Source organism: Streptomyces sp. AM8-1-1 (genome assembly GCF_032229325.1).
GTDB classification, from domain to species: Bacteria; Actinomycetota; Actinomycetes; order Streptomycetales; family Streptomycetaceae; genus Streptomyces; species Streptomyces achmelvichensis.
Map to the genome: position 1 here is coordinate 6,402,278 of NZ_CP135086.1, position 17,223 is coordinate 6,419,500.

Here is a 17,223-nt window from a genome sequence, read left to right on the forward strand (position 1 = left end):
GAGGACGATCCGCACCGCGCTCACCGGGCACCGCCCAGCGGCAGCCGGGCGTGCAGCCGCCACACGTCGCCGTGCGGTCCGGCGTGGGCGTCCCCGCCCAGCAGCGCCGCACGCTCGGCGATGCCGCGCACACCACGGCCGCCTCCCGGGCGCACCGTCGCGGCCCTGGCGGGCAGCGGGTTCTCCATCACGATCTCCAACTCCTCGCCGCGTACGGCGATCCACAGCGAAACCGGGCGCGCCCCGGCATGGCGCAGGGCGTTGCTGAGCCCTTCCTGGACGATCCGGTACGCCTCGCGCGAGACGGGCGGGGGCACGGCAGCCCGGTCGCCCTCCGCGGTCAGCGACACGGGCACGCCGCTGCGGGACATCAGCCCGTCCAGAGCGTCGAGTCCGGGACCGGTGGCCACGGGGCCCTCGGCGGCCTCGTCTGCCTGGTCCATCTCCCCCCGGCGCAACAGGCCGAGGACGGAGTCGAGTTCGCCGACCGTACGCCGGGTGGTCTCCTCGATCGCGGCCAGCGCCTCGCGGACGAACTCCACATCGGTGTCCAGGACCTTGCGCGCCGCGCCTGCCTGCAGGGTCACCGCGCTGAGCGCATGGCCCACGGAGTCGTGCAGTTCGCGGGCGAGACGGTTGCGCTCGGCCAGTTCGGTGGCCCGGCGCTCGGCGGCGGCGAGCCGGTCGGCGGGGGTGGGGCCGAGGAGCAGGGGTGCCTGGCGTGCCAGCAGCGCGCCGGCCGCCGCGACGCAGGCCGCGAGCGCCACGAGCATCGCGATCCCGGCGAACGGGAACAGGGCGAGCTGCCAGGCGGGGTAGTCCGGCGCCCGGAACCACTCCCGCACCGCGCCGGAGAGCGGCAGCAGCATCAGCGTCACCGCGAACGGCGGCAGCGCCAGCGAGGCACCGCTGATCAGGCCCCCGAGCCCGATGTGGAGCGTGAACCAGGCCGAGGTCCGTCCCCGGGCCGCCCGCGAGTGCGCCGGTCCGTCCGCGAGCAGCTGCCCCGGCACCCCGCACAGCGCCCGCGCCGCCGCCACCGACAGCGGCCTGGCGGGCGGGAACAGCGCGGTCAGCGCGGCGAGCGGCAGCGCGACCGCGTACGCCCCGAACTGGTGGGTGAGCGAACCGCCGAAGGCATTGTCGGAGCCGACGATCGGGCCGATCACCACGGTGCCGACGAGCCAGTACGGCATCAACAGCGCGCCGCCCAGGACGAGATGCAGCCAGCGCAGCCTGGCCCGGGACCCGAACAGCGCCCCGGTCCAGGCCCGGAGCAGGCCGCTCGCACGCTCGGTCACGCGCCGCGCCGCCGCAGTTGGGAGACGACGGCGCCGATGAGGAGGACGCCCGCGATCATCTCGACAGCGTAGGTCAGAGGGAGCAGACCCGTGGAGCGGTTGAACCGGTCGTCCTGCGGCATCAGCGAGGCGAACAGCAGCCAGCCGCCCCAGGCGGCGAGAGCGCCGGAGCCGACCCAGGCCGCCCCGAGCGGAATCTTCACCGGCAGCGAGGAGGCGCGATGACGGCCGGAGGTGAGGAGAAGAGCCCCGGCCACGGCGGCCAGGACGAAGGCGAGGCGCACTCCCTCCAGGACGTGGAAATCGGCGGCGCGCTCGTCGATCCGGCGGGCGGAGAGGCCGAGCGTCGCACCGCACATCCACAGCAGATGCATGACGGCCGGCAGCAGCGCGGCGAGCGCACCCGCGGCGGCCGCCACCCTGGCGGAAGGCGCGGCCGGCAGGTCACGCAGCCGGGCCTGCCACAGGTCGGCCCAGCGATTGCGCGCGTAGCGGACGAAGAGTGCGCCGAGGGCGAGGCCCTGGAGGATGAAGCCGCCGTAGACGACGCCGAAGACCCAGTCGTCGAGGAACGGTTCGGTGGCGGTGTCGGCGGACGTCGTCCCGCCGAAGGCGGAGACGAGCAGCTGGAGCGGGAAGCCGGCCATGATCGGTGCGAGCAGCCCGGTGGCGACCCAGAAGGGGAAGGCGAGCAGCCAGGTCCGCACCCGCAGTCCCCACGGCCGGGTGAGCAGCAGCGCGAGGACCACGACGGCCGAGTCCATCAGGACGGTGACGCCGTTGGCGAGCCCCAGCGTCGCGCGGTTCCCCAGCAGGACGCTCCCGTCGGGGATGCCGATGGTGCTGCCCGCCATCCACGCGGTCTTCAGGGTGACGTACGGGACGCAGGCGACGATCGCCACGGCGCGCAGGACGGCGGCGGCGCGTGACGGCCGTATCGCGGCGGGAGGCGCGGGGGCGAGGGGTGTCCGGGTCATGGCTCCACGCTCCCGTGCCGTGACCGTGCGCACGTCGTGCGTGGTGAGGAACCGCCTCCGCCGCGCGGCGGAGGCGGGCGCCGGCGTCGGGGCGTGAGGCGGGCCGTCGGCGTTCGTGCGTCGGGAGCGTCAGCCGGACCGTCCCGGCCGCGTGCCGGGAGCGGGCCGTCGGCGTTCGTGCGTCGGGGTCGTGAGCCGGGTCGTCAGAGCCTGCGCGTCGCGAGCGTGAGGCGGTCGCGCGCGTCGAACAGCGCATCCTTGATCATCTGCTCGTGCGCCGGGGTGAGCCGGGCCACCGGGACCGAGCAGCTGATCGCGTCACGGGCCGGTGTGCGGTAGGGGATCGCGATGCCGAAGCAGCGCAACCCGAGGGTGTTCTCCTCGCGGTCCACGGCGTAGCCCTGCTCGCGGATGAGGTGCAGTTCCTCGATGAGCTTCTCGCGGTCGGTGAGGGTGTGCTCGGTCAGGGACGACAGGGTCTCCGGGAGCATCTTGCGCACCTGCTCGTCGCTGTGGGTGGCGAGCAGAGCCTTGCCCAGCGAGGTGGAGTGGGCCGGCAGCCTGCGGCCGACGCGGGTGAAGGGGCGCAGATAGTGCTGCGACTGCCGGGTGGCGAGGTAGACGACGTTCGTCCCGTCGAGGCGGGCGAGGTGGATGGTCTCGGTGGTGTCGTCGGAGAGCCGGTCCAGCGTCGGCCGGGCGGCTGCCACGACCTCGTCGCCGTCGATGTAGGAGGTGCCGACCAGCAGGGCGCGGACGCCGATGCCGTAGCGCGTGCCGGTGGCGTCCGTCTCCACCCAGCCGAGCTCGACCAGGGTGCGCAGCAGCATGTAGAGGCTGGACTTGGGGTAGCCGACGGCCTCCTGGACCGCGGCCAGGGAGTGCATGCCGGGGCGCCCGGCGAAGTACTCGAGCAGTTCCACCGTCCGCACCGCGGACTTGACCTGTGCCCCACCAGAATCCGCCGTCGACATTGCCCTCGCTCCTTCTTGACCGCGCAGAACGCCCGGAAATAGAGTCCCCACATATTCACCATCGGGAACGCTGTTCAGAATACCGAACAACTCCTGGTGGGTGGCAAGAAGACCGGGAAGGAAGCCGCGGTGGCAGCAGCACCAGTCTGGAGTGTCGACCCCCGAACCGGGAACCCGCGGGAGCAGGTTGCGGTGGAGTCGACGGCCGAGGAGATCGACCGCGTGGTCCGTTCCGCCCACGCCGCCCGCCCCGCCCTCGCCGACCGGAGTGTACGCGCGCGTCTGCTCCGCACCGCCGCCGACCTGCTCGACGAGGCCCGCGAGCACGTCATCGAGGCGGCCGACGCCGAGACCGCGCTCGGCCCCACCCGCCTCACCGGTGAACTCGCGCGCACCACGGCGCAGTTGCGGGCCTTCGCCGATGTCGTCGACGAGGGCGCGTACCTCGACGTCCACATCGACCACGCGGACGCGGACCGCACCCCGCCGTGGCCCGACCTGCGCCGCTACAAGATCCCCCTCGGTGTCGTCGCCGTCTATTCCGCCAGCAACTTCCCGCTCGCCTTCTCCGTGCCCGGCGGCGACACCGCCAGCGCGCTCGCCGCGGGCTGCCCGGTCGTCGTCAAGGCCCACCCCGACCACCCCGCGACCGCCGAGCTGTGCGCGTCCGTACTGCGCAGGGCCGCGAAGCAGGTCGGTCTGCCCGAGGACGTGCTGAGCCTCGTGCACGGCTTCGAGGCCGGCGTCGAACTCGTGCGGCACCCGCTGGTCGCCGCGGCCGGCTTCACCGGTTCCGTACGCGGCGGACGTGCCCTCTTCGACGCCGCGGCCGCCCGCCCCACCCCCATCCCCTTCCACGGTGAACTCGGTTCTCTCAACCCGGTGGTGGTCACCGAGGAGGCCGCCGCCGAGCGCGCCGAGCAGATCGGCTCCGGACTCGCGGGGTCGATGACCCTCGGCGAAGGGCAGTTCTGCACCAAGCCCGGCTTCGTCCTGGCCCCGGCCGGCGACGCGGGCGACCGGATGCTCAAGTCGCTCACGGACGCGGTCAGCGAGACCGAGCCCGGCGTGATGCTCGACCACCGGATGCGTGGCGCCTTCGTCGAGGGCGTACGGGAACGGGCGGACCTGCCGTTCGTCGAGGCCCCGATCACTCCCGGGGCCGGCGGGGATCACACCGTGAGCGCCGGCTTCCTGTCCCTGCCGGCGCGGCTGCTCACCGCCGACGGGCCGCACGATCTGCTCCTGGAGGAGTGCTTCGGCCCGGTCACCGTGGTCGCGCGGTACGAGTCGGACGACGAGATCACCGCCGTGCTCGGACGCCTGCCCGGCAATCTCACCGCCACCGTGCACCTCTCGGCCGCCGAGGCCGCAGGGGAGGGCCGCGGCGCGGAGCTGCTCGCCGAACTCACCCCGCTCGCGGGCCGGGTGCTGGTGGACGGCTGGCCGACCGGTGTCGCCGTCGCCCCCGCCCAGCACCACGGCGGCCCCTACCCGGCGACCACGTCCACCTCCACCTCGGTCGGCGCCACCGCGATCGAGCGCTGGCTGCGGCCGGTCACCTATCAGACGACCCCGGAGGCGCTCCTTCCGCCGGAGTTGCGGGACGACAACCCGCTCGGTCTGCCGCGTCGGGTGGACGGACGCCGCGAGACTCCCGCAAGCTGAGCGGGTGACCGACTCCATCGAGCTGCCTGAACTCCCCTTCCCTCTGCGCCCCTACGGCCCCGACGCCAACTGGTCGTACGAGAAAGGGGTGCTGACCGGCTGGGCGGGGGCCCGGCAGGATCGTTTCGTGCCCCCGGCGGGCGACTCGCTGGACCCCGCCTCCGACGCGCCGCGCCTGCTCGGCTCGCCGGAGGGGGACTTCCAGCTGATCGCCCGCGTCACGGTCGGATTCGCCGCCGCCTTCGACGCCGGTGTGCTCTATCTGCACGTCGGTGAGCGGGAGTGGGCCAAGCTCTGTCTGGAACTCTCCCCGGACAGGCCCACCATCTGCACGGTGGTGACCCGCGGCTACTCCGACGACGCCAACTCCTTCGAGGTGGACGGCGACAGCGTCTGGCTGCGGATCAGCCGTACGGGCAAGGCCTTCGCCTTCCACGCGTCGACGGACGGCAAGCGGTGGACCTTCGTCCGGATCTTCGCGCTCGGCACCGAGGAACAGGCCGGTGCCGCGCTCGTCGGCTTCCTCGCCCAGTCGCCGGTCGGCGAGGGGTGTGTGGTGACCTACGACGAGATCGAGTTCCGCGAGGGCTGGCCGGACGGGCTGCGCGACGGTTCCTGACCACGCCCGCAACCGCACGGCCTGCCGCGTGCGTCCCCCGTACCATGATCAGACCAGCCGTTCCCGAGGACCTCGACGCCGTCACCGCCCTGCACGCCGAGGCCCGTGCCACCTATTACCGCGGGCACATACCGGACGAGGCCTTCGACAGCCCCGCCGAGCACGCCCGCACCCGCGCGGGCTGGGCGGCGGCCATCGAGCGCGGTGCGGTGCTCTGCGCGGAACGGGACGGGGCCCTCGCCGGCGTGGCGGCCTCCCGCACGGTCGACGGCGTCATGACGCTCACCCAACTCCATGTCCACCCCGCGCTCTGGCGCGCCGGTATCGGCACCGCGCTGCACCGGGCGTGCGTGGAGGGCTGGCGCAGCGCGGGCGTGACCACCGCCCGGCTGGAGGTCTTCGAGCACAACCGGCGCGCCCAGGACTTCTACACCGCACACGGCTGGACACCCGACCCGGACGAGCCGCTCTCGGGCAATCACCTGGTGATGCGGCTCACCGTGCCGCGCGCCGTGGAATGAGGCGGGTGCCGCGGGTGTTGAGGTCGGAGCGGAGGTGGCCTCCGTACCGTTCGGACCCTGGAGAGAATCAGCATGCGCGTCGAGATCTGGAGCGACATCGCCTGCCCGTGGTGCTACATCGGCAAGGCGCGCTTCGAGAAGGGGCTCGCGGACTTCGCCCACCGTGACCAGGTCGAGGTCGTGCACCGGTCCTTCGAGCTCGACCCGGGCCGCGCCAAGGGTGACACCGCGCCCGTCGTCGACATGCTGGCCCTGAAGTACGGGCGCAGCCGCGAGGAGGCGCAGGCCATGGAGGAGCACGTCGCCTCCAACGCCCGCTCCGAGGGCCTCGGCTACCGCACCGAGGGCCGCGGCCACGGCAGCACCTTCGACATCCACCGTCTGCTGCACCTCGCCAAGGCCCGCGGCCGCCAGGACGAACTGCTCGACCTCGCCTACCGCGCCAACTTCGCCGAGGAGCGCTCGGTCTTCGACGCCGAGGTGCTGGTGGAGCTCGCGGTCGAGGCGGGACTGGACGCGGACGAGGCCCGCGCGGTGCTCACCGACGAGGACGCGTACGCCGACGACGTACGGACCGACGAGCGCGAGGCCGCGGAGCTGGGCGCGAACGGCGTGCCCTTCTTCGTCCTCGACCGGCGCTACGGCATCTCCGGCGGTCAGCCGGCCGAGCTGTTCACCCAGGCGCTGGAGCAGGCCTGGCAGGGCCGGACCCTCACACCCGTCGCCGTGGACGGCGGGGACGCGCCCGTGTGCGACACCGACGGCTCGTGCGAGGTCCCGCGGCACTGATCGTGCGGGCTGGGTCCGGCGCGCCCGACGATGAAGCACCGCTGACGGGTACCCCTCAACGATTCGCGGTTGACCTGCGGTTGGCCGCACCGCAGGGTGATCTCATGGAGACCCTGGGCGGTGCCGCGTTCGCGCCGGACAAGACGTATCTGAACACCTGTAGCGCCGGGCTGCTGCCCCGCAGCGCGGCCGATGCCGTCACGGCGCTGGTCGAGGAGCTCGCGGCCGGCCGGCCCGGCGGGGCGGGCGACTGGCCGAGAGTGGGTGCCGTCCGGCGGTCCTTCGCCCGGCTGACCGGTACGGACGAGGCGCGGGTGGCCGTCGGCGGTTCGGTGGCGGTGCACGTCGGGCTCGTCGCGCAGTCCTTCCCGCCCGGCTCGGAGATCCTCTTCCCGGAGGGGGACTACTCCTCGGTGATCACCCCGTTCGCGGTGCGCGGTGACCTCAAGCTCCGCTTCGTGCCGCTGGAAGGCCTGGCGGAGGCGGTGCGCCCCGGGACGGCGCTGGTCGCCCTCTCCTCGGTGCAGTCGTCGGACGGCCGGATCGCCGATCTGGCGGCGGTCCGGGCCGCGGCGGCGGCGCACGGCGCCCGCACCCTCCTTGACGCCAGCCAGTCGGCGGGCTGGCTGCCGCTGGACGCGGACGCGTGGGACTTCACCGTCACCGGCGCCTTCAAGTTCCTGATGTGCCCCCGCGGGGTCTCGTTCCTGACCGTGGGCGAGGAGGCGCAGCGGTCGGTGGTGCCGATCCACGCGGGGCCGTTCGCCGCCGAGGACGAGAACGGGTCGATCTACGGCCCGGTCGATGAACTGGCCCGCTCGGCCCGGCGCTTCGACGAGCCGCCGGCCTTCCCCTCGTACCACGCGGCCGAGCAGTCGCTCGCGCTGCTGGAGGAGATCGGCATCGACGCCGTGCACGCCCATGACACCGCGCTGGCCCGGCGGTTCCGCGACGGGGTGGCGCGGCTGGGGTACGAGGCCGTGCCGGGCGAGTCGGCCGTCGTCGCCGTGCCGGGGCTCGACGACCGGGTGGCCGACCTCGCCCGCGCGGGTGTCGTGGTGTCGGCCCGGTCGGGGAACCTCCGGGCCGCGTTCCACCTCTACAACTCGGCCGCCGACGTGGACCGGGCGCTGGACGTGCTCGCGGGCTGAGCGGCGGGCGCCTACTGAGCGACGGGGGTCGGCTGAGCGACGGGGGACTGCTCGGCCGTGCCCTCGGTCCGGGCGGGGGATTCCGCGGCCGTGCCCTCGCTCCGGTCGGCGGACGCCTCAGCCCCACGCTCCGTCCGGTCGGGGCAGTCCCCGGCCTGCACGCAGAGATTCTTCTCGACCTTCGCCAGCAGCCGGACCAGTTCGGTGCGTTCGTCGGTGCTCAGCCCGTGGAGTGTGTGCTCCTCCAGGTTCGTCCAGGCCTCTTCCACCGCGGAGTGCAGCGCGCAGCTGTCGGCGGTGGCCTCGATCAGGACGGCGCGCCGGTCGGCGGGGTCGGGGTAGCGGCGCACGTGCCCGGCCTGCTCCAGCCGCTGGAGCATCTTGGTGACGGTGGACGGATCGAGCTCCACGGCCTTGATCAGCTCGGACTGCCGAACCGGCCCGGCGTCCCACAGGTGCATCATCACGAACTCCTGCCCCGGGTAGAGGCCGGCGCCCTTGAGGAGCTTGCCCGCGGCCATGCGGTGCAGCCGGGCGACCCGGGAGACGGCATGGCTGACGGGACCGCCGAGCGCGGAGCCCGGCAGCGGGACCGTACAGGCGGGGTCGGCCGCGGTCTCGGACATCATCGGCCCTCCTTCTCGGGCGAGGCGCTGTCGTCGGGGACAGTCTTGCGGACAACTTTACCTTGGTCGGCCAATTAATGAGTTACAGTGGCTCCCGGCACCGATACTTGGCCGACCACATAACTCTCCGGGAGCCCCCATGACCACCGTCTTCGACCCGATCGACCTGTCCGGCACCCAGCTCGGCAACCGCATCGCCATGGCGCCGATGACCCGCAGCAGGGCGTTCGGCGACGGCCTCACCGTCACCGACTCCACGGTGGAGTACTACAGCCAGCGCGCCGGCGCGGGGCTGATCATCACCGAGGGCATCCAGCCGTCCGTGACGGGACAGGGCTACCCCGACACCCCCGGGCTGCACAGCGACGAGCAGGTCGCCGCCTGGCGCAGGGTCACCGATGCCGTGCACGCCGAGGGCGGCACGATCTTCGCCCAGATCATGCACGCCGGACGCATCGGTCACCCGGTGCTCTTCCCCGACGGCCGGGCCAGCGTGGCCCCGTCCGCCGTGGCGGCTGCCGGCCAGCTCTTCACGCACGAGGGCCCGAAGGACTTCCTCGCCCCGCGCGAGCTGACCGCCGAGGAGATCCGCTCGGTCGTGGACGACTTCGCCGCCGCGGCGCGCAACGCGATCGCGGCCGGCTTCGACGGCGTCGAACTGCACGGCGCCAACGGCTACCTCATCCACCAGTTCCTCGCGCCCAACACCAACCTGCGCACCGACGAGTGGGGCGGCCCGGTGGAGAACCGCATCCGTTTCGCGGTGGAGGTGACCAAGGCCGTCGCCGCGGCCATCGGCGCCGAGCGCACCGGACTGCGGCTCTCGCCCGGCAACGTGTACAACGACATCGCGGAGACCGACACCGAAGCCCTCTACCCGGCGCTGGTCGAGCAGTTGGAGCCGCTGGGCCTCGGCTATCTGCACATCACCGAGACCAACACGGGCGCCCGGGACGTGACGCTCGCCCTGCGCAAGCAGTTCAGCGGCACGTTCATCCTGAACCCGGTGACGGAGGGTCCCACCGACCACCGCGTCCTGCCGCTGGTCGAGGACGGGATCGCCGACATCCTCGCCTTCGGCGCGCTGTTCCTCGCCAACCCGGACCTGCCCGCCCGGCTGCGGACCGAAGGCCCCTACAACACGCCGGACACCGCGTCGTTCTTCGGCGGCGGCGACCAGGGGTACACCGACTACCCGACCCTGTCAGTACGCGGCTGAGTACTCGGCGCGGTACGGCAGTTGGACGGCCCAGGGCCCGGCCACCCCTCACGAGGAGGGGCGGCCGGGCCCTGGGCCGCAGAAGCGTGTCAGCGCACGACGTGTCAGCGCACGGGGGTGAAGTCCCGTGCCCCGATGAACTCCGGACGCGGTACCGGAGCGGCGAACGGCTCCTCCGCGGCATTGTCCACGCTGTTGAACACGATGAAGACGTTGCTGCGGGCGTACGGCGTGATGTTGTCACCGGAGCCGTGCATGCAGTTGCAGTCGAACCAGGTCGCCGAGCCGGCCCGGCCGGTGAACAGCCGGATGCCGTGCCGGTCCGCGAACCGGGTCAGCGCGGCGTCCGACGGTGTGCCGGCGTCCTGCATCTGCAGCGACTTCTTGTAGTTGTCCTTCGGCGTCTCGCCCGCGCAGCCCAGGAACGACTTGTGCGAACCGGGCATGATCATCAGCCCGCCGTTGGTGTCACGGTTCTCGGTCAGCGCGATCGAGACCGAGACGGTGCGCATGTTCGGCAGTCCGTCCTCGGCGTGCCAGGTCTCGAAGTCCGAGTGCCAGTAGAAGCCCGAGGCGCCGAAGCCCGGCTTCACATTGATCCGCGACTGGTGGACGTACACGTCCGAGCCGAGGATCTGGCGGGCCCGGCCCACCACCCGCTCGTCGCGCACCAGCGAAGCGAAGATCTCGCTCAGCTTGTGGACCTCGAAGACCGAGCGCACGTCCTGCGACGTCGGCTCGATGATCGAGCGCTCGTCGGCGCGGACGGCCGGGTCGGCGATCAGCCGGTCCAGCTCCGCACGGTAGAGCTCGACCTCGTCGTCGGAGATCAGATCCTCGACCGTGAGGAAGCCGTCGCGCTCGAAGCCCGTCAGATCGTTCTGGCCGATCGGCCCCGGAGCGCCCGGCGGCGACCAGACGACCGGGTCCTGGCGGGGGGTCACCACCTCGCCAACGCCTCGGGTCGGGTAGAGATCGGTGCGTACAGCGGCGGTGGTCATTCTTCAGCCCTCCTCGGTGAGCAGCGGGTAGACGCCGTTCTCGTCGTGGTCCTCCCGTCCGGTGACGGGAGGGTTGAAGACGCAGACACAGCGGAAATCGGTTTTCGGACGGAGTGTGTGGCGCTCGTGCCCGTCCAGCAGGTACATCGTGCCGGGCTCGATCCAGTGGGTCTCGCCGGTCTCGTCGTCGGTGAGTTCGGCCTCACCCTCCACACAGAGCACGGCCTCGATGTGGTTCGCGTACCACATCGACGTCTCCGTACCCGCGTACAGCACGGTCTCGTGGAGCGAGAACCCGACCTTCTCCTTGGCGAGCACGATGCGCTTGCTCTCCCAGGTGCCGGATGCGGACCGCACATGGCGATCGGTGTTCTCGATGTCCTTGAACGATCGGACTAGCACGGTGAGTTGATGCCTTTCCTTCAGGTACGGGTGTCAGGCGGTCTCGCGGACCGCGCGGGCCAGGATGCGCAGGCCCTCGTCGAGCTCGTCGGGCGTGATGGTGAGCGCGGGAAGCAGCTTCACCACCTCGCTCTCCGGGCCGGAGGTCTCCAGCAGCAGCCCCAGCTCGAACGCGCGGGCGCAGACGGCCGATGCGCGCGGCTTGTCGGTGAACTCCAGGCCCCAGACCAGTCCGCGTCCGCGGAAGCTGAGCCCGGTGTCGCCGCTCTCGGCGACGATGGCCAGCAGCGCCTGCTCGACCTGCTCGCCACGGGCGAGGGTCTGCTTCTCCATCTGGCCGTCGGCCCAGTAGGTGTCGAGCGCGGCGGCGGCGGTGACGAACGCGGGGTTGTTGCCGCGGAAGGTGCCGTTGTGCTCGCCGGGCTCCCAGACGTCCAGCTCCGGCTTGAACAGGCAGAGCGACATGGGCAGTCCGTAGCCGCTGATCGACTTCGACAGCGTCACGATGTCCGGCGTGATGCCGGCCTCCTCGAAGGAGAAGAAGCCGCCGGTGCGGCCGCAGCCCATCTGGATGTCGTCGACGATCAGCAGCATGTCCTGGCGGTGGCACAGGTCCTGGAGCGCACGCAGCCACTCGGCGCGGGCGACGTTGATGCCGCCCTCGCCCTGCACGGTCTCGACGATCACGGCGGCCGGCTTGTTGAGACCGGAGCCCTGGTCCTCCAGCAGTCGCTCGAACCACAGGAAGTCGGGGACCTGGCCGTCGAAGTAGTTGTCGAACGGCATGGGCGTGCCGTGCACCAGCGGTATGCCGGCGCCGGCCCGCTTGAAGGCGTTGCCGGTGACGGCCAGGGAGCCGAGCGACATGCCGTGGAAGGCGTTGGTGAACGAGACGACCGACTCGCGGCCCTTGACCTTGCGGGCCAGCTTCAGGGCCGCCTCGACCGCGTTGGTGCCGGTCGGGCCGGGGAACATGACCTTGTACGGCAGATCGCGCGGCCGCAGGATCACGTTCTGGAACGACTCCAGGAACGCTCGTTTGGCCACCGTCGCCATGTCCAGGCCGTGGGTGATGCCGTCACGCTCGATGTAGTCGATCAGCGCGCGTTTCAGCACCGGGTTGTTGTGTCCGTAGTTGAGCGAGCCTGCTCCGGCGAAGAAGTCCAGGTAGGTGTGGCCGTCCTCGTCGTGGAGGTAGCTGCCCTGCGCACGGTCGAACACTGCGGGCCAACCGCGGCAGTAGCTGCGCACCTCCGACTCCAGGGTCTCGAAGACACTCAGGGCGGGCGGGGTGATGGTCACAGCAGTCTCCAGAAGTGTGGGGGGATCAGGCGGAGATGGGGCCGATGCGGTACAGAACTTCCGGCAGATGGGTTCCCTCGGGGAACAGATCGCCGTCGAAGAGGACTTCGCGTTCGAGCTGTGCGCCGTGGCGCTTGGCGTACGAGGTGAACAACCGGTCGGACGCCGTGTTGTCCGGCGTGATGGTCGTCTCCATCTGCGTCACGCCGCGATCGCCGGTGACCTTGACGGTCAGCGCGTCCAGCAGCACACCGGCGAGTCCCTGCCCCTGGTGCTCCCGGTCGACGGCAACCTGCCAGACGACCAGGGTCTCGGGGCGGTCGGGGCGTGCGTAGCCGGTGACGAAGGCGATCGGCTCGCCGCCCGCGTCACGCGCCACCAGGGATGTGGCCGCGAAGTCGCGACACCACAGCAGGTAGCTGTACGAGGAGTTGAGGTCCAGGACCTCGGAGTCGCGGGCAATGCGCCAGATCGCGGCTCCGTCCTCCACTCGTGGGGTGTCGATCTCCGTGAATTCGCTCGGGGAAGTGGCTCGTACAAGGTCTTCTTGTGCGGCGGTCATGTCGATGCAATTTACCGAGCAAATTCAAAAAATGCATTGCGGGGAGGGGTTGGCTGGAGCGTCCTCGTGTGTTATCGCGCGTGCGTGAGTCTTAAGGTCCCGAGGAGGCGCTATGGTCGGGTTTGCCCCGAAAATAAGCGGCCAATCGGGCGCCCTGTGGGGTCGGTCACACGTCCGTAACGACTCCGAGATCTGCTCGAATCACCCGTCGGATTCTTGATGGATCTCTGACGTTTAGGGTCGCGGAACGGGGGCAGAAGAAGCCGGGAAGCTGCTACCGGTAAAACAATTCATGGAATTGGTTTAATAGCGCGGACTTCGACGCAGCGAGAAATGCCGTTCACTCTCCGGAAGAATTCCCGGAAACGCAGGCCCGGCCCCCGGGACGAGATCCCGGCGCCGGGCCCCGATGCCTCAGCGCCAGGCCTCGGTGACCGCGCGGCGAGCGGCCTCCAGGTCCACCCGCACGCCCGTCTCCGCGAGCGCGGCACCCAGCGCCGCGAGGGAGGACTGCACAGCGCCGCGCGTGGCGTCCACGCCGTAGTGGTTCACCCGGATCATCTCCTTGGACAGCGCACCGCCACCGGCGATGAGCGGCAGGGAGGGGTCGGCGGCCAGCGCCCGGGCCACCAGCTCCGATGCGTCCACGCCGGGCGGGGTGCGCAGCGTCGTCGCCACCGGGGCGGCGTCCCTCGCCTCGTGCACATACGGTTCGAGGCCGCCGCCGAGAGCGGTGACACCCGCGCGCGTGGCCGCAGCGGCCGAGGCGTGGCGGGCTGTCACCGCGTCGAGACCCTCCGTCTCGATGCGCTCCACACAGGCCTCCAGTGCCAGCATCTCCAGTTGCGCGGGAGCGTGCAGCAGTGCGGTGCGGCCGCCGTCGATCCACCGCTCCTTCCAGTCCAGCAGCGAGAGGTACGAGCGCCTCGGCGCCGCGGGATTGGCCGAAATCCGCTCCCAGGCGCGCTCGCTCACCGACACCGCCGAGACCCCGGCGGGGCCGCCCATGGCCTTCTGGGCGCCGATCACGCACAGATCCACGCCCCAGGCGTCCGGCAGCAGCGGCTCGGCCGCCACCGACGCCACCGCGTCGAGCATGAAGAGCGCACCGTGAGCGCGGACGACCTCACCGATCGGGGCGACGGGGTTGGTGTTGCCCGTGGCCGCCTCCGCGTGCACCAGCGAGACGAAGTCGATCTCCGGGTGCGCGGCCAGCGCCTGCTCTACCTGATCCGCGGTGACCGCCGTGTGGAAGGGGATCTCGAGGTCGACAACGTTCGCGCCGCAGTCCCGGAGCCAGTTCCCGAAGGTCTGTCCGTACGGCCCGGTCACCACGTTCAGTGCGGTGGAACCCGGCCGTGCGGCGCCGCGGATGCACCCCTCCAGCGGGAGCAGGGCCTCGCCCTGCATGATCACCACATCCTGCTCGGTGCCGAGCAGCGCGGCGACCCTCCGTTCGATGCCGGCGAACTGCGCGGCGGTGAGCGGGGCCAGGTCCAGCAGCGGGTGTGTCACGGTGGTGCCTTCTTCGTCGCGGTGTTCTGGGTCCTCCCGGCCGAGCCTACTCACGCCCTCGTACAGTGCTGGGCATGAGGGATCACGTGACGCTGCATGTGAAGGGGCGGGTGCTCGTCGGCCCGGAGGACGTCCGCGACGAGCTGTGGGTCGTCGATGGACGCGTCAGCTACGACCGGCCGTCCGGGGAGACGACGACGGTCGAGGGATGGGTGCTCCCGGGCCTCGTCGACGCGCACTGCCACGTCGGGCTGGATCACCACGGCGCGGTGGACGAGGCGACCAGCGAGAAGCAGGCGCTCACCGACCGCGAGGCCGGCACGCTGCTCATCCGGGACGCCGGATCCCCCTCCGACACCCGCTGGATCGACGACCGCGACGATCTGCCGAAGATCATCCGGGCGGGCCGGCACATCGCCCGTACCCGCCGCTACATCCGCAACTTCGCCCATGAGATCGAGCCCGAGGACCTCGTGGCGTACGTCGGCGCGGAGGCCCGGCGCAGCGACGGCTGGGTCAAGCTCGTCGGCGACTGGATCGACCGGGAGGCGGGCGATCTGACCGCCTGCTGGCCGCGCGGCGCCGTCGAGGCCGCCATCGCCGAAGCGCACCGGCTGGGCGCGCGGGTCACCGCGCACTGCTTCGCCGAGGACGCGCTGCGTGACCTGGTCGAGGCAGGCATCGACTGCATCGAGCACGCGACCGGACTCACCGAGGACACCATCCCGCTGTTCGCGGAGCGCGGGGTCGCCATCGTGCCGACCCTCGTCAACATCGCCACCTTCCCGGCGCTCGCTGACGGCGGCGAGTCCAAGTTCCCCGTCTGGTCGGCCCATATGCGGCGGCTGTACGAGCGCCGTTACGACACCGTGCGCGCGGCCTACGACGCGGGCGTCCCGGTCTTCGTCGGTACGGACGCGGGCGGTTCGCTGGCCCATGGTCTGGTGGCGGCGGAGGTGGCCGAGCTCGTACGGGCCGGTATCCCGCCCGTGGAGGCCCTGTCGGCGACCGCGTGGGGTGCACGCGAGTGGCTGGGCCGGCCGGCCCTTCAGGAGGGCGCTCCGGCGGACCTCGTCGTGTACGACACGGATCCGCGGGCGGACGTGCGGGCGCTGGCGGCACCGCGGCGGGTGGTCCTGAACGGTCAGGTCGTCGGCTGACGGCACCCCGCGTCACGTGCCGGCCGTGGCCTCGTCGCCGGCCGACCGCGCCCGCGTCACCGTGTTGACCGAGCGTGACCCGGCGCTCCGTCCGTTCGTTGAAGCACTTCCGTGCGCGACCCCCGGTGAGACCGGCGCACCTCCCTCACCGCTGTGTCTGCCGGGTTTCGGGGAACGTGCGTGCATCAAGAATCGAATGCAGTCGCGGAAACCCCCCTTTGGGGTGAACTGACGCCAGGTGTCTGTCAGTTCACTCTCCGTGCGTAAAGATTCCGGTGTCTCGGTCGCCGCCGCCCACGTGTCCCCGTGGGCGGCGGACGACGCCGTGTCTCCTGTGGGGGTTCCACCACCGTGAACAGCAACGCCTTCCGCATGCCCGCACGCCGCTGCGCAGCCGCCACGGCCGCGGTCGCCCTGATGGCGGTGCCGGTCGCCCTGGCCGGTCCGGCGCACGCCACCGGCGGCGGCGGGGGACGGGCGAGTGCGGTCGTGCTCCGTACCGGGCTCGACGTGTCCCTGCTCAACAAGACCGTCAACGTCCCGCTCCGCGCCTCGCTCAACGAGGTGCAGGCCCCGGCCGGTGCCGACAAGACCGCGCTCACCGTCGAGTTGGACGGGGTCGACGGCGGCAGGCCCTTCCAGGTGCTGCGCGCGGACGTCGCCACCGCGAAGGCCACCGCCGACCGTAAGAAGGCCGAGGGGTACGCCTCCCTCGCGCGTGCCAAGGTGCATGTCCCCGGCCTGCCGCTGCTGTCCCTCATCGAGATCCAGCAGGTCACCTCGAAGGCGGTGTGCGAAGCGGGCCGCAAGCCGGTGGCCGAGTCGAACCTTCTCGGGCATGTGCGGGTGCTCGGCAAGAAGGTGACCCTCACGACGGGCGGTCCGACGCGCATCGAGGTGCCAGGGGTCGGCGAGGTGACGCTCGAGCTCTCCTCGACCCGCATCACGTCCCGTACGGCGGCGGCCACCGCGCTCGAACTCGAGGTCGCGGTGAACCCTCTCAAGCTGAACGTCGCGGAGGTGAACGGTTCCGTCACCCTTGCCGAGGCGACCTGCGAAACGCCCACCGCCCGCGAGCCGGAGAAGCAGGAGCCGCCGAAGGCGCCGACGGAGGAACCGACCACCGGCGTCCAGGCGCAGTCCGGCGGTGAGCCCACGCAGGCCCCGAAGGAGAACCTCGCCGAGACCGGCGGCAGCGCCACCACGATCTACCTCGCGGGAGGTTCGGCGGTCCTGCTGGCGCTCGGCGGCGCCGCGGTCGTCGTCGCCCGCAGCCGCGCGCGCGGCTGACCGGAGCGGCCCGCGCCGGCAAGCCGGGGGGGCGGGCGAGGGGCGGGCGAGGGGGGAGCGCGGGCCCGGGGATGGCGCGTGCGGGCCCGGGGGTGGGGAGCAGGGGTTCGGGGCCCGGGGGGACCCCGGGCCCCTGCCCGGCCGCC

The 17,223-nt window shown here is 71.8% G+C and carries 16 protein-coding genes and 1 pseudogene; 8 read left to right on the forward strand and 9 right to left on the reverse strand.

All coding sequences use genetic code 11. From position 1 onward, the window contains the following. Nucleotides 1-20: 20 nt before the first annotated feature. The 3 genes from RPQ07_RS28510 to RPQ07_RS28520 form a co-directional block, all read right to left on the reverse strand. Entirely contained in the window at nucleotides 21-1,301 is a 1,281-nt protein-coding gene (locus tag RPQ07_RS28510) for a sensor histidine kinase (RefSeq protein WP_313947070.1), read from the reverse strand. Further along, nucleotides 1,298-2,278, reverse strand: a complete 981-nt coding sequence (locus tag RPQ07_RS28515) for a hypothetical protein (protein ID WP_313947071.1) — start codon at nucleotides 2,276-2,278, stop codon at nucleotides 1,298-1,300. Before RPQ07_RS28515 ends, RPQ07_RS28510 begins: the two co-directional genes overlap by 4 nt. Before the next feature lie 203 nt (nucleotides 2,279-2,481). Then, nucleotides 2,482-3,252 (reverse strand): IclR family transcriptional regulator, encoded by a 771-nt coding sequence (locus RPQ07_RS28520; RefSeq protein ID WP_313947072.1) that lies wholly within the window; start codon nucleotides 3,250-3,252, stop codon nucleotides 2,482-2,484. 129 nt (nucleotides 3,253-3,381) lie between these two features. Here RPQ07_RS28520 and RPQ07_RS28525 point away from each other — a divergent pair, with 129 nt between their 5' ends. The 5 genes from RPQ07_RS28525 (at nucleotide 3,382) to RPQ07_RS28545 (ending at nucleotide 8,000) form a co-directional block, all read left to right on the forward strand. After that, nucleotides 3,382-4,920 carry an aldehyde dehydrogenase (NADP(+)) gene (locus tag RPQ07_RS28525; RefSeq protein ID WP_313947073.1) on the forward strand — a complete coding sequence of 513 codons (1,539 nt, stop codon included), beginning with the start codon at nucleotides 3,382-3,384 and terminating at the stop codon, nucleotides 4,918-4,920. Between the two features lie 4 nt (nucleotides 4,921-4,924). Then, entirely contained in the window at nucleotides 4,925-5,539 is a 615-nt protein-coding gene (locus RPQ07_RS28530) for a DUF1349 domain-containing protein (RefSeq protein WP_313947074.1), read from the forward strand. Between the two features lie 44 nt (nucleotides 5,540-5,583). Further along, the gene (locus tag RPQ07_RS28535) at nucleotides 5,584-6,060 is read left to right on the forward strand and encodes a GNAT family N-acetyltransferase (protein ID WP_313947075.1); all 477 of its coding nucleotides are present in this window, start codon (nucleotides 5,584-5,586) and stop codon (nucleotides 6,058-6,060) included. A gap of 72 nt (nucleotides 6,061-6,132) precedes the next feature. Further along, the gene (locus tag RPQ07_RS28540; RefSeq protein ID WP_313947076.1) at nucleotides 6,133-6,849 is read left to right on the forward strand and encodes a DsbA family oxidoreductase; all 717 of its coding nucleotides are present in this window, start codon (nucleotides 6,133-6,135) and stop codon (nucleotides 6,847-6,849) included. A 104-nt stretch (nucleotides 6,850-6,953) separates the two neighbouring features. After that, nucleotides 6,954-8,000: an aminotransferase class V-fold PLP-dependent enzyme gene (locus tag RPQ07_RS28545; protein WP_313947077.1), complete on the forward strand. Its 1,047-nt coding sequence runs from the start codon at nucleotides 6,954-6,956 to the stop codon at nucleotides 7,998-8,000. Nucleotides 8,001-8,134: 134 nt separating this feature from the next. Here RPQ07_RS28545 and RPQ07_RS28550 read toward each other — a convergent pair. Continuing rightward, nucleotides 8,135-8,629, reverse strand: a pseudogene (locus RPQ07_RS28550) (MarR family winged helix-turn-helix transcriptional regulator); the annotation flags it as partial. 136 nt (nucleotides 8,630-8,765) lie between these two features. Here RPQ07_RS28550 and RPQ07_RS28555 point away from each other — a divergent pair. Next, complete coding sequence (locus tag RPQ07_RS28555; RefSeq protein ID WP_313947079.1) at nucleotides 8,766-9,845, forward strand: alkene reductase; 1,080 nt, start codon at nucleotides 8,766-8,768, stop codon at nucleotides 9,843-9,845. Between the two features lie 104 nt (nucleotides 9,846-9,949). On the opposite strand, the gene thpD is transcribed toward RPQ07_RS28555, so the two are convergent. From thpD to RPQ07_RS28580, 5 genes are all read right to left on the reverse strand, one after another. Then, entirely contained in the window at nucleotides 9,950-10,846 is an 897-nt protein-coding gene (gene thpD, locus RPQ07_RS28560) for an ectoine hydroxylase (protein WP_313947080.1), read from the reverse strand. 3 nt (nucleotides 10,847-10,849) lie between these two features. Beyond that, nucleotides 10,850-11,248 (reverse strand): ectoine synthase, encoded by a 399-nt coding sequence (locus tag RPQ07_RS28565; protein WP_313947081.1) that lies wholly within the window; start codon nucleotides 11,246-11,248, stop codon nucleotides 10,850-10,852. Nucleotides 11,249-11,281: 33 nt separating this feature from the next. Next, nucleotides 11,282-12,550, reverse strand: coding sequence for a diaminobutyrate--2-oxoglutarate transaminase (ectB, locus tag RPQ07_RS28570; RefSeq protein ID WP_313947082.1), 1,269 nt, complete (start codon nucleotides 12,548-12,550; stop codon nucleotides 11,282-11,284). Nucleotides 12,551-12,575: 25 nt separating this feature from the next. Beyond that, complete coding sequence (ectA, locus tag RPQ07_RS28575) at nucleotides 12,576-13,112, reverse strand: diaminobutyrate acetyltransferase (RefSeq protein WP_313947083.1); 537 nt, start codon at nucleotides 13,110-13,112, stop codon at nucleotides 12,576-12,578. A gap of 414 nt (nucleotides 13,113-13,526) precedes the next feature. Beyond that, nucleotides 13,527-14,627, reverse strand: coding sequence for a pyridoxal-phosphate-dependent aminotransferase family protein (locus RPQ07_RS28580; RefSeq protein WP_313947084.1), 1,101 nt, complete (start codon nucleotides 14,625-14,627; stop codon nucleotides 13,527-13,529). Nucleotides 14,628-14,701: 74 nt separating this feature from the next. On the opposite strand from RPQ07_RS28580, the gene RPQ07_RS28585 reads away from it, so the two are divergent. Then, complete coding sequence (locus RPQ07_RS28585; protein ID WP_313947085.1) at nucleotides 14,702-15,787, forward strand: amidohydrolase family protein; 1,086 nt, start codon at nucleotides 14,702-14,704, stop codon at nucleotides 15,785-15,787. Between the two features lie 351 nt (nucleotides 15,788-16,138). Further along, nucleotides 16,139-17,077 carry an SCO1860 family LAETG-anchored protein gene (locus RPQ07_RS28590; RefSeq protein WP_313947086.1) on the forward strand — a complete coding sequence of 313 codons (939 nt, stop codon included), beginning with the start codon at nucleotides 16,139-16,141 and terminating at the stop codon, nucleotides 17,075-17,077. Nucleotides 17,078-17,223 lie beyond the last annotated feature (146 nt).

Excerpts from the sequence above, each read along its gene's own strand:
- RPQ07_RS28515 (WP_313947071.1), bottom strand. The coding sequence starts at position 2,278 with ATGACCCGGACACCCCTCGCCCCCGCGCCTCCCGCCGCGATACGGCCG.
- RPQ07_RS28520 (WP_313947072.1), bottom strand. The coding sequence starts at position 3,252 with ATGTCGACGGCGGATTCTGGTGGGGCACAGGTCAAGTCCGCGGTGCGG.
- RPQ07_RS28535 (WP_313947075.1), top strand. The coding sequence starts at position 5,584 with ATGATCAGACCAGCCGTTCCCGAGGACCTCGACGCCGTCACCGCCCTG.
- RPQ07_RS28540 (WP_313947076.1), top strand. The coding sequence starts at position 6,133 with ATGCGCGTCGAGATCTGGAGCGACATCGCCTGCCCGTGGTGCTACATC.
- RPQ07_RS28545 (WP_313947077.1), top strand. The coding sequence starts at position 6,954 with ATGGAGACCCTGGGCGGTGCCGCGTTCGCGCCGGACAAGACGTATCTG.
- RPQ07_RS28555 (WP_313947079.1), top strand. The coding sequence starts at position 8,766 with ATGACCACCGTCTTCGACCCGATCGACCTGTCCGGCACCCAGCTCGGC.
- thpD (WP_313947080.1), bottom strand. The coding sequence starts at position 10,846 with ATGACCACCGCCGCTGTACGCACCGATCTCTACCCGACCCGAGGCGTT.
- ectA (WP_313947083.1), bottom strand. The coding sequence starts at position 13,112 with ATGACCGCCGCACAAGAAGACCTTGTACGAGCCACTTCCCCGAGCGAA.
- RPQ07_RS28585 (WP_313947085.1), top strand. The coding sequence starts at position 14,702 with ATGAGGGATCACGTGACGCTGCATGTGAAGGGGCGGGTGCTCGTCGGC.